Here is a 13,679-nt window from a genome sequence, read left to right as displayed (position 1 = left end):
GTGAGGCTCAGCGTGCCCCGGCCACCTCGCTCTCGGGCGGGGCGTCGCGCAGGCCGAGGCGCAGGTGCTCGACGTGGTGGAGGGCCTGCTCCAGGAGCTCGGCGACGTGGTTGTCGTAGAGGGCGTAGATGACCGAGCGGCCGCGCCGCTCGCCGGTGACCAGGCCGAGGTTGCGCAGCAGGCGCAGTTGGTGGGAGCAGGCGGACTGTTCCATGCCGACGGCGTCGGCGAGTTCGGTCGCCGCGCACGGACCCTCCTGCAGGCGGGCCAGGATCCGCAGCCGGGACGGGGTGGCCAGCGCCTGCAGCGTGGTGGCCACGTCGGTGGCGCCGACGGTCTCCAGGCGCTCGCGCACGGTGGCGGCGGTGGTGTTCTCGGCGTCAGCTCCATGGCCCATGGGCTTCATCCTACGGACCGGCGGACATGAACACATGAATGAGTCTTCATGTAGTCCTGTACGGTGGGGCGCGCGGAACCGGTGCATCCCGTGCGCTGGGTGTCCGCAGCCGCGCCGTACCGTCCGTCGTGAAGGACTTCCGTTCCGATGACCTCCTCCACCCTCGTCTCGCCCTTCCCGGGCCAGCGCACGCCCGCGCGTGAGGGCACCGCGCCCCGCCGCACCCACGTCCTCGCGCTGCCCGAGGCCCGCTGGGCCGCCACCGCTCTGGTGCTCTTCCTGGTGGCACTGCCCCTGCAGCTGACCGGCGCCCCGGCCTGGACCTGGGGCCCGCTGTACGCGCTGACCTACGCGGCCGGCGGCTGGGAACCGGGCTGGGCCGGGCTCCGGGCGTTGCGGGAGAAGACCCTCGACGTCGACCTGCTGATGGTGGTGGCGGCCCTCGGGGCGGCGGCGATCGGGCAGGTGATGGACGGCGCGCTGCTGATCGTCATCTTCGCCACCTCCGGCGCCCTGGAGGCGTTGGCCACCGCCCGCACCGCCGACTCGGTGCGCGGTCTGCTCGACCTGGCCCCGGCCACGGCTACACGGCAGACGGCGACCGGGGAAGAGGAGACCGTCGCAGTCGGGGCGTTGACGGTCGGCGACCTGGTCCTCGTACGGCCCGGTGAGCGGGTCGGCGCCGACGGACGTGTCCTGGACGGTGCGAGCGATGTCGACCAGGCGACCATCACAGGCGAGCCGTTGCCGGTCGCCAAGGAGGTGGGCGACGAGGTCTTCGCGGGCACCCTCAACGGCACCGGCGCGCTGCGTGTACGGGTGGAGCGCGACGCCGCCGACTCGGTGATCGCCCGGATCGTGCGCATGGTGGAGGCCGCGTCCGAAACCAAGGCGCCCACCCAGCTGTTCATCGAGAAGGTCGAACAGCGCTACTCGCTCGGCATGGTCGCCGCGACCCTCGCGGTCTTCCTTGTCCCGATCGCCTTCGGCGCCGCGCTGACCGGCTCACTGCTGCGGGCGATGACCTTCATGATCGTGGCCTCGCCGTGCGCGGTCGTCCTCGCCACCATGCCGCCGCTGCTGTCCGCGATCGCCAACGCCGGACGCCACGGTGTGCTGGTCAAGTCCGCCGTGGTCATGGAGCGCCTCGGCGAGACCGACGCGGTCGCGCTCGACAAGACCGGCACCCTGACCGAGGGCACCCCGCGCGTCACCGACATCCGGCCGCTCGCCGGATCCGGGCTGGACGAGAAGGACCTGCTGAGGCTCGCCGCGGCGGCCGAGCATCCGAGCGAGCACCCGCGGGCCCGCGCGGCGGTCGACGCGGCCCGGGACAAGGGCCTCGCCCTGCCGGCCGCAGAGGACTTCGCCTCCACCCCCGGTGTCGGGGTCACCGCGACCGTCGACGGCCGGGAGATCTCCGTCGGGGCGCCGGTACGGCTGCTGGCCGGGGCCGGGGACCCGCGATCCGCGCGGGCCCTGGTGGTCGCCGGTGAGCTGGAGGACGACGGCCGGACCGCCGTTGTGGTCACCGTCGACGGCGCTCCGGCCGGGCTGCTGGCCATCGCCGACCGGCTGCGCGCCGACGCCGGCGCGACCGTGTCCGCGCTGACCGCACTCATCGGAGCGGCGCCCCTTCTGGTGACCGGCGACAACCAGCGTGCCGCCGCCCGCCTCGCCGCCGAGGTCGGTATCGACTATGTGCGGGCCGGCCTGCTGCCCGAGCACAAGGTGGCCGCCGTTCGCGAACTGCAAGAGGTCGGCCGCAAGGTGCTGGTCGTCGGCGACGGCGTCAACGACGCCCCGGCGCTCGCCGCCGCCCACACCGGTGTCGCCATGGGCCGGGCCGGCTCCGACCTCGCGCTGGAGACCGCCGACGCCGTGATCGTGCGCGACGAACTCCGCACGGTCCCGTCCGTGATCGCGCTGTCCCGGCGCGCCCGCAAGCTGGTCGTGCAGAACCTGGTGATCGCGGGCCTGTTCATCGCCGGCCTGGTCGCCTGGGACCTGATCGGCACCCTGCCGCTGCCACTCGGCGTGGCCGGCCACGAGGGCTCCACCGTCATCGTCGGCCTCAACGGACTGCGCCTGCTGCGCGAGACGGCCTGGCAGCGGGCCGCCGAATGAGCCGCCGCAAAGCACCCGCCGCACAGGGCGAGCCACGGTGCATGGTCACCGTGTGCCGGGGCTGCTGCTGCGGTACCGACAAGATTCCCGGTGTCGATCACACCGCGCAGTTCGCCACGCTCAAGTCCGAACTGGGCACTCTCGCCCGGGTCCGGGCCGTGAACTGCCTGGACGCCTGTGAGCAGGCGAACGTCATCGTCGTCCAGCCGTCCTCCGCCGGCCGCGCCGCAGGCGGACGGCCGGTCTGGCTCGGACTGGTCAACGACCCTGACGCGACGGCGGACATCGCCGCCTGGGTCGAGGCCGGGGGCCCCGGCCTCGCCGACCCGCCCGACATCCTGGACCTGTACGAGTTCGCCCCGTCGCGGCGCGTGCGACGGGGCGTGGAGAACTGACAGCCCCCACATGAGAGGAGGGCTGTCTCCTCGGTAAGCGGATGTGCAAGCTGTCGGCAGGCCGTCGTACAGATCGGTGTGTCAGGCGAAGTGGACGGCGCCGGCCGCGCCCGCCACCAGGCAGTAGACGGCGAACGGCGTGGGGGTGCGGGTGGCGAACCAACGGGACAGGAAACGGACCGCGATGTACGCGGCGACTGCGGCGGTGAAGAAGCCGACGATCACTGGCCGGGGCTCCGGGAGGTGGGGCGAGGGCGTGGGCGGCGGTGCGCCATGCCGCCCGGTTGTAGCCGGTTCGCGGGCGTCGTAGGCGACGTCCTGGTCGGCAACTGGGAGTGTGGTTGGTCCGGTTCCGAAGAGGGCGAAGATCGGCCGTGGCCCGAAGGGCGATCCGGTGGCGACTCGCGGCGCGAGTTCGGAAGCGCGGCAGTGCGGGGCGCCGGGGTAATGCGGGAGGAGCCCCTGGCAAGGACCCGACTACTCGTCAGTGAAGTCAGCAGTGGGTCAGCATCAGTCCGACCGAAGCTGACCACGGCTGGCGAAACCTGCACTTCGAGGTGGGGCGGAACGGGTGGTGGGAAGGGGCTTTGCTCGTGCAGTCTGAGCCAACCGGGCGGAGCCTGTTCCGCCTCGCCCGGCCTGATGCTTGCCAGGCTTGAAACGCCCAGTTCAGCGTACTCGGCCCCGTGGTTTCAGTGGCGTCGGCGGCAGTTCGGGGGCGGGTAGGGGTGCTCCGTCATACCCCTTCACTTCCCCAAATCTCGACCCGCTCATCCAGTCCTCGCGGGCCTGTTTGATTTCGTCCTGGGTGCGTCCGACGAAGTTCCCCACATACCACGCGATCTACGGTTCTTCCCAGGTCAGGGGTATCGAGCACCCTCGGGCGTCAGCAAAAGGTCAGCATCGGACGCCGAGGAGGCCGGTCAAGGGGATGCCCGGGCTGGTGGGGACGCGCACGGATGTCTCCGACACGCGTCCTGCAGCCAGTCATTCTCACCTTCCACCCCTGGAGATTCCCATGAACAAAGCGACAATCCAGAAGGAGTTCCTCGACGAGGACCACATCCCGCTGATGGTCGTCAACATCGGCAAGCCCGCTGCCATGGGCCAGGTCGATGTCGCGGGCTATCCGGAAGGGCATCCGAAGCGGCCTGCTCCTGGGGACCGGGATCGGCCACAACGGCTGGCTCGCGGTCGCCTGGTGCGTGGGCCTCGCGGTGCTCGGCTACTTCTGGTCGACCTCGAAGTTCAGCAGCACCGCCGGGCGCTGAGAGCCGGTCCTTCGGCTCCGGTCGATCTCGTACACACTGCACGGCGGAGGGCCGACACACGCGGGCCCTCCGCTCGCAGAGGTTCGGCGTCCGGCTCCATCCGTCATTCGGCGCTGAGTGTCGCGTCGATTCGAGGAGTTCGCGCGCGGTGGCGCCGCTGCTGCTCGGCGGGCAGCGTGACTGACATGAACGACCCTTGCCGGCTGTAGTGAGACCCGACCGGGCAGACCCGAGCAGTTCGCCATGCGCGGCGCGGGTGGTCTCCTCGACTTCGAACGTCTTTGCGCAATAGCCGCAGGTGCCCCCCACTGTGCGCGGTGCTCGGCGTCGGACAGGACGCCGGGCCACTGGGCTCTGGCGCCCTCGAAGACGATCCGGACTCATCGCCGCCTCCCTTGAACTCCTTTGCGGTGACCAGGGCATCAACGACCCTGCCAAGGTCGGCGTGGCTTTCGGCGTTGGCGAGGACGATGAGGGCGACGCTACGGCTCAACGTCTCCCGTCAACGTCTCCCGTCCGTGCCCGTCCTGCTGATCTCGCCCGCCGTGCGCGGCCAGGGTTGGCGCCCGCGCCGACTGGTGTCGCGGCGGCGGAGCATCGCCGCGAAGCTCCGCCGCCACGCCGGATGAGAGCAGAGGGGCCCGCTTTGCCGGAGCGCAACGAATTCGCCAAGCCTTCTCAAAATCGACCCACAGCGATCTATTAGGCAAGGCTAGCCTCATCTAGTTTCAGGGTGCACTTCTCCGCTCATCCCACTGGAGTCCCCCTCATGTCCGGTTCCCAGGTAGTCCTGCTCGGCGCCATCGCAGGATTCACCATTTACCTCGGCCTGCCCCTCGGCCGTCTGCGCAACCCGAACCCGCGGCTGCGCGCAGGTCTGAACGCCGTCGCCATCGGCATCCTGATCTTCCTGGTCTGGGACGTCCTGACACACGCCTGGGAGCCGGTCGATGGCGCGCTGGGCAAGCACGACTGGGGGACCGTGGCCTGCGGGGGCCTCACCCTGGCCGTGGGCCTCGGAGCCGGGCTGATGGGCCTGGTGTACTACGACGGCTGGATCGCCCGCCGTGCGGCCTCGGCTGCGCGGCCCGCCGGCCCCGGTGCAGCCGCATCCGCCGAGCTGGCCCCCAGAGTCCGCAGCCAGGCCGGCTCGCTCGCGCTGATGATCGCCACCGGCATCGGCCTGCACAACTTCGCCGAGGGCCTGGCCATCGGCAACTCCGCCGCACAGGGCGAACTCTCCCTCGCCGTACTCCTCATCATCGGCTTCGGTCTGCACAACGCCACCGAAGGGTTCGGCATCGTCGCCCCGCTGGCCGCCGAGGGCGAACGCCCCTCATGGGCCACGCTGCTCCTACTCGGCCTGATCGGCGGCGGTCCGACCTTCCTCGGCACCGTGGTCGGCCAGCACCTCGTCAACGACACCGTGTCGATCGCCTTCCTGGGTCTGGCCGCAGGGTCGATCCTCTACGTGGTCATCGAACTGCTGGCCGTTGCCCGCAAGGCCGCACTGAAGACCCTGACCACCTGGTGCGTCCTGCTGGGCCTCGTCCTCGGCTTCGCCACCGACGCCGTCGTCACGGCCGCCGGGGCCTGAAGCTCCCGCCCCGCCTGCCGACAGCTGCCCTCGAGAAGAGTCGCGGGCGGCTGACGTGCGTGATCCCGGTGAAGCTCTGCGCGTTGAGCTGACCACTCCGGCTCACCCCAGGCCGCCCCCTCTGCGCGGACGACGAGAGCCGCACCGTCGGACCCGACGACCGCGACCTGCCGGATGGCGAGGTGGGCGAGTTGGTGGTCCGCGGCCCGTACACCCTGCGCGGCTACTACAAGGCCGACGAGCACAACACCCGGGCCTTCACCGCGGACGGCTTCTACCGCAGCGGCGACCTGGTCCGCCGCCTGCCGAGCGGCCACCTCGTCGTGGAGGGTCGTACCAAGGACGTCATCAACCGCGGCGGCGAGAAGGTCCCGGTTGAGGAGGTCGAGAACCACCTGCTCGCCCACCCGGCCGTCCACGACGCCGCTTTGATCGGCCTGCCCGACGAGCGGCTGGGGGAGAGGACCTGTGCTTGCGTCATCCCGCGCGGCGCCCCGCCCACGCGCACCGACCTCGCCACCCATCTCACCGCCCGCGGACCGGCCGCCTACAAATTCCCCGACGAGGTCTGTGTGTTGCCGTCCTTCCCCCCCCCCGCACCGCCCTCGGCAAGGTCGACAAGACCGCACTCGCCCGGCAGGTGAGCGCATGAGCGGCCTGAGCACGGTCCTGGATCTGGCCAAGAGCTCGGACCGGGTACGGCGGCTGCTCCAACGGGCAGCGGCACTCGCCCTGTTGAGCGGGGTGCTCAAAGTCGTGGGTCTGGTGTGTGTGGCCTACGCCGTTGGGGAACTACTCGCCGACGACCCGTCCGGTGCCGTCGTCACCCGCTGGGCCGTGGGCGCGCTCGCCGGACTCCTCGGCGGCTTCGGCGCCCGCTGCCTCGCCGACATCTGGCGCACGAGGCGAGTTACGAGCTGGAGGTCGTCCTGCGCCGCCGCCTCGCCGACAGCCTGGCGCACATGCCGCTCGGCGAGGTGCAGGGGCTCGGGGCCGGGCGCATCAACAAGATCGTCCAGGACGACGTGAAGTCCCTGCACAACGTGGTCGCCGACGCCCTGCCGTTCCTCGGCTCCGGCGTCGCCCAGCCCGTCGTCGCGCTGCTGGCGCTCGGGGTGGTGCAGTGGCGGATGCTGCTCGCCGTCCTGCTCATCGTCCCCGTTGCGTTCGTCTGCTTCTCCCTCATGGCTCGTGACTACGGCACCCAGCGCGAGCGCTACAACGCGGCGAACGAGAACGTGAACGCGGCCGTCGTCGAGTTCGTCCAGGGCATGCCGGTCGTCCGTGCCTTCGATGACGGTCGGGCGTCCTTCGGGCGCTTCGCCACCGCCGTCGAGGAGTTCACCGAGGCTGTCGGAGACTGGATGGCCACGACCCGGTCCTCGGGCCTGCTGCGCTGGCTGTTCATCGTGCCGCTGCCCACCCTGATCATCGTCGCCGCTGCCGGCGTTCCGATACTCACCGCCGGCTGGATCTCCCTCACCGACCTCCTCCTCGCCCTGCTCATCGGCACGATGCCCATGAGGCCGTCTCACCCCTAATGCACCTGACCGACCACATCAACGACGCCAAGGCCGGCGCGGTCCGCGTGCGGGGGACTCCCAGTCACGGACAGTGACTCTCCTCCTATCCGCAGCCCGATAGTCGGGAAGCGACAGCACGTGACGGCCTGTCGAGGCCCTGCGTGAGCGTGCGGTGAAGTCCTCAGATCGCCTGGGCCTCCCGGAACGCTCCCGGAGTCTGTCCGGAGGCTCGGGTGAAGAACTTGCTGAAGTTGGTGGGTTCGGTGAAACCGAGGCGATGGCTGATAGCGGCGACCGGAAGGCCGGTATGGGCCAGGAGGCGCTTGGCCTCCAAGGCGATGCGGTCGTCGATGAGCTGCTTGGCGCTGCGGCCGGTGGCACGGGTGCAGGCCCGGTTGAGGGTTTTGAGGGAGTAGCCGAGGCCGGTGGCGTAGTCCTGGGCCTGGTGGCGCACGGCGAAGGAGCGCTCCAGTTCGTGGCGGAAGAGCCGGTAGGGCTCGTTCTCGGCGACCGGGCCCTCCCGCCCGCCGCCAGGGCTGTTGTCGGCGGCGGGAAGTAGGGCGACGCGCAGCAGGATGGCGGTGAGCTGGTGGCGCAGGAGCTCGCGGACGGTGTCGGGGGCGTGGTCGGGCGGCAGGGTGTAGGCGTCGGTGAGGTCGGCCAGGGCGCGGCGGAAGAGGGTGTGGTCGGCGGGGGTGAGTTGCCAGTGGACGCGGCCGAAGGGGGCATCGGTGAGGGGCGTGGTGGCGGGCTGCCGGGCGGGGAAGTCGGGTGTGAACAGGATCAGGGTGCCGTCGTGGTCGCCGGGCTCGCCGTCGGCGGTGTGGGGCAGGCGCTGGACCTGGCCGGGGCGGACGTGGAGGAGGGTGCCGGGTTGGCAGGGGTGATCGACGAAGTCGATGGTGGTGGTGGATTCGCCGCGGTCGATCAGGGTGAGGTGATGGAAGTCCAGGGCGTGCAGGCGGGTGAAGCCGGGCTGGGGGACACGGCGGCGCAGTTGCGCATAGGAGAGAACCTCCATGCGCAGACCGGGGCGGGAGGGGTTCCGGAAGCACCGCTGCTCAATCGCATCAACCACTGAAGTCTTTCCCAGAAGTCTGTCCCATTTCGACCATGGTAGATCCAAGATGCATCGTGATTCTGCGGTCTGGCTCACGCAGAGTGAAGTACAGGCCGGTCCACACGGGTGGAACCGGAGGAATCTGGCAAACCAGAACGGAGCATTGCCGTGAGCAGCAAGGAAATCGTCCTGAAGGCTGCGGGGGGACTGTTCGGGGACAAGGACCCGAGCGCGGTGGACCGCTGGGTCGCCGCCGACTACACCCAGCACAGCACCCTGGCCGCCGACGGCCCCGAGGCTCTGCGCGGGCTGGTGGCCGCACTGCCCGAGGGCTTCCGCTACGAGGGCGCCCGGGTGATCGCCGACGGTGACCTGGTGGCTCTGCACGGCATGTACCACGGTTTCGGTCCGGACCCGCTGGTCGCCTTCGATCTGTTCCGCGTGGACGCCGACGGCAAGCTGGCCGAGCACTGGGACGCCCTGACCCCGGTGGTCTCCCCGACCGCGTCGGGCCGTTCCCAGACCGACGGCCAGAGCGAGCCGCGTGACCTGGGCAAGACGGAGGCCAACCGCGCTCTGGTAGTGGAGTTCGCCGAGAAGGTCCTCAAGGGCGCCGACTACTCGGTGCTGACCGACTACATCTCCACCGAGACCTACCTCCAGCACAACCCGGAGGCCGCCGATGGCTTGGACGGCTTCGGCGCCGCCGCGGCCAAGTGGGCCGAGCAGGGCAAGAACCTCGTCTACAAGACCGTGCACAAGGTGGTCGCCGAGGGCGACCTGGTGCTGCTCCAGTCCGAGGGCGAGTTCGGTGTACCGGTGGCGTACTGGGACCTGTTCCGGGTCGCCGACGGCACCGCGACCTACACCTACGCCGGGAAGACGTTCCGGTTCACCGTGGACAACGGCATCGTCTTCCACAACACCTATGCCGCTGACGGCACCAAGCTGCACTGGGAGGCGGTGGCCGGGTCGATGAAGGGCGCTTCGGAAGACGTCGACCTGCACGCTGCCGAGATCGTCCCCGGGGTGTTCCTGGTCGGCTGGACGGAGAAGTCCGGTATGACCGTCACCCACGCGATGAACATGAACAGCAACACCGTCCACGCCTTTTGGACGTATGAGACCGAGAACGGCCGGGTGGGCGAACTGCACACCGGCACGCTCGAAGAGCTCTGATCCCACCCCGGCCCCGTCCACGCCCGTGCACGGGGCCGGGCCCGTACCCGAGGAGTCCTGGTGAACGCCGCCTCCATAACCATGCCGGCCGTCTTCGTCGGCCATGGCAGCCCCATGAACGCGATCGAGTCCAACGATTGGACCCGTGGCTGGGCGGAGCTGGCCCGCTCCATGCCGCGACCCCGGGCGATCCTGGCGGTCTCGGCCCACTGGTACGTTCCCGGCGTCCGGGTCACTGCGGGCGAGCGTCCACGCACCATCCACGACTTCGGCGGCTTCCCGCCCGAGCTGTACCAGATGCGCTATCCGGCCCCCGGCTCGGCGGAGCTGTGCCGTCGGGTCACCGAACTGATCGGCACCGAGCCGGCCGTCGCTGCCGATGAGCGCTGGGGCCTGGACCACGGCACCTGGTCGCTCCTGGTCCACATGTACCCCGAGGCCGACATCCCCGTCGTCCAGCTCTCCGTGGACGAGAACCTCACCCCGCGCGCACACTACGACCTGGCCAAGCGCCTGCGCCCGCTGCGTGACGAGGGTGTGCTGATCCTCGGCTCGGGCAACGTGGTCCACAACCTGCACACCTATGCCTGGGGCCTGACCCGCGACGAACTCTTCGACTGGGGTGTCCGCTTCAACCAGCGCATCCGCGAGGCCGTCCCCGCCGGACGCGTCGACGAACTGATCGACTACGAGGAGTGCGGCCAGGACGGACAGCTGTCCGTCCCCACCCCCGAGCACTATCTGCCGTTCCTCTACGTGATCGCCCAGTGCCGCCACGACGAAGGCGTCGCCGAGCCGGTCGCCTTCCCTGTCGACGGCTACGACGGCGGCGGATCGATCTCCATGCTCTCGGTCCAGATCGGCTGATCCCTGCGATGTCCGAGCCTTCCGCCCTGTCCCTTCCCGCCTACCGGGATGCGATCGCCCTGCACGGCCCCTCCCGGCCGCTCGCCCCGCCCGCCTCCCCCGGGGAACTGCCCACCCTGACGCGCCAGACCCTGAGTCTGCTCGCCGACGACCCGGCGACCCGTCGCCTCGGCCTGTCCGCCGCGGACATCGCGTCGGCCGACGACGCCCGTGCCCGGTTTCTGCTGCGCACCGTGCTGACTGTCCGCGCCCCGGGCCCCCTGCCCGAGCGGGCTGTCGAGGCCCTGGACGCGTTGCTGGGCGGCGAACGTCTCGCCCGTACGATGAGCGACCCGGCCCGCCTGCCCCTGATCGCCGATGCCTTTCCGCACACCGGTTACCGGGCGCCGGACCGTACCGTGCTGTGGCAGGGCGACATCACCACCCTCGCCGCCGACGCGATCGTGAATGCCGCCAACAGCGCGATGCTCGGCTGCTTCGTCCCGATGCACCCGTGCATCGACAACGCCATCCACAGCGCCGCAGGCCCCGCCCTGCGCGACGACTGCCACACGATCATGGAACTCCAGGGACATCCGGAACCCACCGGCGCCGCCAAGATCACAGCAGGTCACCGGCTGCCCGCCCGCTACGTCCTGCACACCGTCGGCCCCATCGTGCACGGCCCCCTCCAGACCGACCACGAAAGGGCGCTGGCGTCCTCGTACCGGGCCTGCCTGGACCTGGCCGCCGAGGCCGGGAACATCCGCACGGTGGCGTTCTGCTCGATCAGCACCGGGGTCTTCGGCTTCCCGAAGCAACCCGCCGCCCGGATCGCCCTGGACACCGTCGCCGACTGGCTCGACACCCACCCCGGCATCGTCGACCGCGTCATCTTCAACGTGTTCGCGGACGACGACCACGCCACCTACATGCAGGCCCTGACCGAAGGAACCCGGCCCCGATGAGCGCCACGCCCACCCCACACGTCCCCGTAACCGACCCGGACGCCGCCGCCGAGACCGTACGCGACTGGCTCAAGTCGGCCGACCGTGTCCTGGTCACGGCCGGTGCCGGGCTGAGCGCCGCCGCCGGATACGACTACGGCGACACCGTACGGCTGAAGGAGCTCTTCCCCGCCCTGTACGGGATGGGTCTGCGCTCGCGCTACATCGTCGGCGTCCAGCTGCCACCCGCCCTCTGGTGGGGCTACTGGGCCGTCCACATCGACGACATCCGCTACTCACCCCACCCCAACCCCCTCTACCGAAAGCTGCGCGAGCTGATCGGGGACAAGGACCACTGGGTGATGACCTCCAACGTCGACGCCCTGTTCGCCCGCAACGGCTTCGCCCCCGAGCGGATCTTCACCCCGCAAGGCAACTACGGCCGCTACCAGTGCACCGTCCCCTGCACCCGCACCACCTGGGACAGTCGGCCCCTCGTGAGGGACCTGCTCGCGGCGTACGACCCGGCCACCGGCGCAGTGACCGATCCGGCCGTGCTGCCCCACTGCCCGAACTGCGGCGAGGACGTCGAGATCAATGTGCGGATCGGCCCCGAGTTCATCGACGACCCCTACCTCCCCGCGGGCCACCACCTCCAGCAGTGGCTGGGCGAGGCCGGCACCGACACCCGGTTGCTGATACTGGAGTTCGGCGCCGGATTCAACACCCCCACCGTCATCCGCGCCCCCGGCGAGCATCTCACCCGTCACCTCCCCAACGCCCGCCTCGTCCGGGTCAATCCCACTCACCCAGACATCCCCTCCGACCTGATGGGACGGGCTCTGCCAGTCGCCGCCGGCGCCGATCACCTGCTCGACGCACTCACCGCGCCGCAGGCCCCGGCCGGTCCTACGGTGACCTCATGAGCGATCCGGAGAAGAACAAGGCCACGGCCAAGGCGTTCTACGACCTGATGTTCAACGACTGCCGCCCCGCCGAGGCCGTCGATCGCTTCGTCGGCGACACCTACATCCAGCACAACCCGCACGTCGGCGACGGCAAACAGGCATTCATCGACTACTTCGAGCGCATGGCCGCCGAATACCCCGGCAAACACGTCGAGTACAAACGCGCCTTCGCCGAGGGCGACCACGTCATCCTCCACTGCCACCAGACCTGGCCCGACGAGGAATACGCCGGCATTGACATCTTCCGCTTCGACGCCGCCGGAAAGATCGTCGAGCACTGGGACGTCCTCCGGGTCATCTCGGCCACCTCCAAGAACGACAACACCATGTTCTGACCAGGCCCGTTCCTCGGCTCTCAGGTCCAACTCGTCGACGTACTGACATGCGCGGCTTCGTGGTGCTGCCCAAGCGGTGGATCGTCGAGCGTCTCTTCGGCCACCTGATGTGAAGCCGCTTGGTGCGCGACTTCGAGCGGCGCACCACCAGCGCCGAGGCGATGATCTACTGGTCGATGACCCTGCTCATGACCCGCCGCCTGGCCCGCTCACACCGCAGGCGAGCGTGAAGCGGCCCGGTGCCGACTCGGCCAGCCAGCCGCGCGCGACCAGGCGTTTCGCCTTCGGCCTCAGCGCCTCCACCCGCGCCGGAACCGCGTCCATACCGAACAAGGCGGCCATCTCGTGGCAGGTCATCGGCCCCTGCCCGAGTCGGCCCGGGTCCGCGAGTGCGGTGCGAGGCCCTGCTGTCTGCCCGCCGTCGCCACGGGCCTCTGCATCCTGGTCGCGGCCCGGCCCTCGAACGCTAGAGGGTCACGTTGCCCGACGCCGCCTTGCGCAAGCGGTCCAGCAAGGCGTCCAGCGTGGCGAGATCGGCCTCGTCGAAGTCGGAGAAGACGCCCCGCAGATTGCGTGCATGTGCGACGGCCGCCTGGTCGAGGATGTCACGGCCGGCGCCGGTGATGGCTGCGTAGGAGACGCGGCGGTCTGTGGGCTGGGGGCGGCGCTCGACGTATCCGGCAGCCTGCATCCGGTCGATCAGCCGGGTGATGCCACTGGTCGTGAACACGACCTGGTTCGCCAGGGCACTCATGGTCAGCTGGCCTCCCTCGGAACGGGCGAGCCGGATCAGCACTTCGAACCAGACGTGCGGCAGCCCGGTCTCCGCCTCCATGGCCGCTCCGAGGCGTTGTTCGAGTCTGGTGGACGCCTCCAAAAGCCGTCCGAACGTGGTGATCAGGCGGTCGTCGATCGGGTGCGAGGAAGACATGAAGAGATTGTAGACCGAAATAGTTGCACCGTCAGGCATCGATGGCTATCTTGTCAATATCTGCTTCAACAACTATTTAGAGGTGTTTGCCGTGCACGTGTCC

14 protein-coding genes and 4 pseudogenes are annotated in these 13,679 nt (G+C 69.9%); 12 read left to right on the top strand and 6 right to left on the bottom strand.

Features of this window, described 5'->3' with window-relative positions; all coding sequences use genetic code 11:
- Window positions 1–7: 7 nt before the first annotated feature.
- Window positions 8–397 (bottom strand): metalloregulator ArsR/SmtB family transcription factor, encoded by a 390-nt coding sequence (locus JF597_RS17980; RefSeq protein ID WP_293995757.1) that lies wholly within the window; start codon window positions 395–397, stop codon window positions 8–10.
- 147 nt (window positions 398–544) lie between these two features.
- Here JF597_RS17980 and JF597_RS17975 point away from each other — a divergent pair, with 147 nt between their 5' ends.
- Window positions 545–2,524, top strand: coding sequence for a heavy metal translocating P-type ATPase (locus JF597_RS17975; protein WP_293995755.1), 1,980 nt, complete (start codon window positions 545–547; stop codon window positions 2,522–2,524).
- On the top strand, window positions 2,521–2,919 hold the full coding sequence (locus JF597_RS17970) for a (2Fe-2S) ferredoxin domain-containing protein (RefSeq protein WP_293995753.1): 399 nt from the start codon (window positions 2,521–2,523) through the stop codon (window positions 2,917–2,919). The genes JF597_RS17975 and JF597_RS17970 overlap by 4 nt, the downstream gene beginning before the upstream one ends.
- 81 nt (window positions 2,920–3,000) lie before the next feature.
- On the opposite strand, the gene JF597_RS17965 is transcribed toward JF597_RS17970, so the two are convergent.
- Window positions 3,001–3,144 carry an undecaprenyl-diphosphate phosphatase gene (locus tag JF597_RS17965; protein ID WP_293995751.1) on the bottom strand — a complete coding sequence of 48 codons (144 nt, stop codon included), beginning with the start codon at window positions 3,142–3,144 and terminating at the stop codon, window positions 3,001–3,003.
- A gap of 444 nt (window positions 3,145–3,588) precedes the next feature.
- Window positions 3,589–3,777 (bottom strand): annotated as a pseudogene (locus JF597_RS17960) (pirin family protein); the annotation flags it as partial.
- Between the two features lie 290 nt (window positions 3,778–4,067).
- On the opposite strand from JF597_RS17960, the pseudogene JF597_RS17955 reads away from it, so the two are divergent.
- The 5 genes and pseudogenes from JF597_RS17955 to JF597_RS17935 form a co-directional block, all read left to right on the top strand.
- Window positions 4,068–4,190, top strand: a pseudogene (locus JF597_RS17955) (ABC transporter permease); the annotation flags it as partial.
- 769 nt (window positions 4,191–4,959) lie between these two features.
- Window positions 4,960–5,787, top strand: coding sequence for a ZIP family metal transporter (locus JF597_RS17950; RefSeq protein ID WP_293995749.1), 828 nt, complete (start codon window positions 4,960–4,962; stop codon window positions 5,785–5,787).
- A 104-nt stretch (window positions 5,788–5,891) separates the two neighbouring features.
- Window positions 5,892–6,439 (top strand): annotated as a pseudogene (locus JF597_RS17945) (2,3-dihydroxybenzoate-AMP ligase); the annotation flags it as partial.
- The gene (locus JF597_RS17940) at window positions 6,436–6,816 is read left to right on the top strand and encodes a hypothetical protein (protein ID WP_293995747.1); all 381 of its coding nucleotides are present in this window, start codon (window positions 6,436–6,438) and stop codon (window positions 6,814–6,816) included. The pseudogene JF597_RS17945 and the gene JF597_RS17940, both read left to right, overlap by 4 nt.
- On the top strand, window positions 6,750–7,328 hold the full coding sequence (locus tag JF597_RS17935) for an ABC transporter transmembrane domain-containing protein (RefSeq protein WP_293995745.1): 579 nt from the start codon (window positions 6,750–6,752) through the stop codon (window positions 7,326–7,328). Before JF597_RS17940 ends, JF597_RS17935 begins: the two co-directional genes overlap by 67 nt.
- A 163-nt stretch (window positions 7,329–7,491) precedes the next feature.
- Here the strand turns inward: JF597_RS17935 and JF597_RS17930 are convergent, their stop codons facing one another.
- A complete protein-coding gene (locus JF597_RS17930) occupies window positions 7,492–8,331 on the bottom strand; it encodes an AraC family transcriptional regulator (protein WP_293995743.1) in 840 nt (279 codons plus the stop codon).
- Between the two features lie 207 nt (window positions 8,332–8,538).
- On the opposite strand from JF597_RS17930, the gene JF597_RS17925 reads away from it, so the two are divergent.
- From JF597_RS17925 to JF597_RS17905, 5 genes are read left to right on the top strand one after another with little or no spacing between them, the layout of a single operon-like run.
- Window positions 8,539–9,549 (top strand): nuclear transport factor 2 family protein, encoded by a 1,011-nt coding sequence (locus JF597_RS17925; protein WP_293995741.1) that lies wholly within the window; start codon window positions 8,539–8,541, stop codon window positions 9,547–9,549.
- 60 nt (window positions 9,550–9,609) lie between these two features.
- Window positions 9,610–10,416 (top strand): 4,5-DOPA dioxygenase extradiol, encoded by an 807-nt coding sequence (ygiD, locus tag JF597_RS17920; RefSeq protein ID WP_293995739.1) that lies wholly within the window; start codon window positions 9,610–9,612, stop codon window positions 10,414–10,416.
- An 8-nt stretch (window positions 10,417–10,424) separates the two neighbouring features.
- Entirely contained in the window at window positions 10,425–11,363 is a 939-nt protein-coding gene (locus JF597_RS17915) for a protein-ADP-ribose hydrolase (protein WP_293995737.1), read from the top strand.
- Window positions 11,360–12,268 carry an NAD-dependent protein deacetylase of SIR2 family gene (locus JF597_RS17910; RefSeq protein ID WP_293995735.1) on the top strand — a complete coding sequence of 303 codons (909 nt, stop codon included), beginning with the start codon at window positions 11,360–11,362 and terminating at the stop codon, window positions 12,266–12,268. The genes JF597_RS17915 and JF597_RS17910 overlap by 4 nt, the downstream gene beginning before the upstream one ends.
- Window positions 12,265–12,645 carry a nuclear transport factor 2 family protein gene (locus tag JF597_RS17905; protein WP_293995733.1) on the top strand — a complete coding sequence of 127 codons (381 nt, stop codon included), beginning with the start codon at window positions 12,265–12,267 and terminating at the stop codon, window positions 12,643–12,645. The genes JF597_RS17910 and JF597_RS17905 overlap by 4 nt, the downstream gene beginning before the upstream one ends.
- A 186-nt stretch (window positions 12,646–12,831) precedes the next feature.
- Here the strand turns inward: JF597_RS17905 and JF597_RS17900 are convergent.
- Together JF597_RS17900 and JF597_RS17895 are read right to left on the bottom strand one after the other, a co-directional pair.
- A pseudogene (locus JF597_RS17900) lies at window positions 12,832–13,038 on the bottom strand (hypothetical protein); the annotation flags it as partial.
- Window positions 13,039–13,111: 73 nt separating this feature from the next.
- On the bottom strand, window positions 13,112–13,576 hold the full coding sequence (locus JF597_RS17895) for a MarR family transcriptional regulator (protein WP_293995731.1): 465 nt from the start codon (window positions 13,574–13,576) through the stop codon (window positions 13,112–13,114).
- Window positions 13,577–13,679 lie beyond the last annotated feature (103 nt).

It is taken from the genome of Streptomyces sp. (assembly GCF_019510245.1).
In the GTDB taxonomy this organism is placed as follows: Bacteria; Actinomycetota; Actinomycetes; order Streptomycetales; family Streptomycetaceae; genus Streptomyces.
This window is presented reverse-complemented; position numbering and strand designations above follow the sequence as displayed.

What these genes read in the sequence shown, in the direction of transcription:
- JF597_RS17975 (WP_293995755.1), top strand. Translation starts at nt 545, where the DNA reads ATGACCTCCTCCACCCTCGTCTCGCCCTTCCCGGGCCAGCGCACGCCC.
- JF597_RS17930 (WP_293995743.1), bottom strand. Translation starts at nt 8,331, where the DNA reads ATGGAGGTTCTCTCCTATGCGCAACTGCGCCGCCGTGTCCCCCAGCCC.
- JF597_RS17940 (WP_293995747.1), top strand. Translation starts at nt 6,436, where the DNA reads ATGAGCGGCCTGAGCACGGTCCTGGATCTGGCCAAGAGCTCGGACCGG.
- JF597_RS17905 (WP_293995733.1), top strand. Translation starts at nt 12,265, where the DNA reads ATGAGCGATCCGGAGAAGAACAAGGCCACGGCCAAGGCGTTCTACGAC.
- JF597_RS17895 (WP_293995731.1), bottom strand. Translation starts at nt 13,576, where the DNA reads ATGTCTTCCTCGCACCCGATCGACGACCGCCTGATCACCACGTTCGGA.
- JF597_RS17915 (WP_293995737.1), top strand. Translation starts at nt 10,425, where the DNA reads ATGTCCGAGCCTTCCGCCCTGTCCCTTCCCGCCTACCGGGATGCGATC.
- JF597_RS17950 (WP_293995749.1), top strand. Translation starts at nt 4,960, where the DNA reads ATGTCCGGTTCCCAGGTAGTCCTGCTCGGCGCCATCGCAGGATTCACC.
- JF597_RS17970 (WP_293995753.1), top strand. Translation starts at nt 2,521, where the DNA reads ATGAGCCGCCGCAAAGCACCCGCCGCACAGGGCGAGCCACGGTGCATG.
- JF597_RS17910 (WP_293995735.1), top strand. Translation starts at nt 11,360, where the DNA reads ATGAGCGCCACGCCCACCCCACACGTCCCCGTAACCGACCCGGACGCC.
- JF597_RS17935 (WP_293995745.1), top strand. Translation starts at nt 6,750, where the DNA reads ATGCCGCTCGGCGAGGTGCAGGGGCTCGGGGCCGGGCGCATCAACAAG.
- JF597_RS17980 (WP_293995757.1), bottom strand. Translation starts at nt 397, where the DNA reads ATGGGCCATGGAGCTGACGCCGAGAACACCACCGCCGCCACCGTGCGC.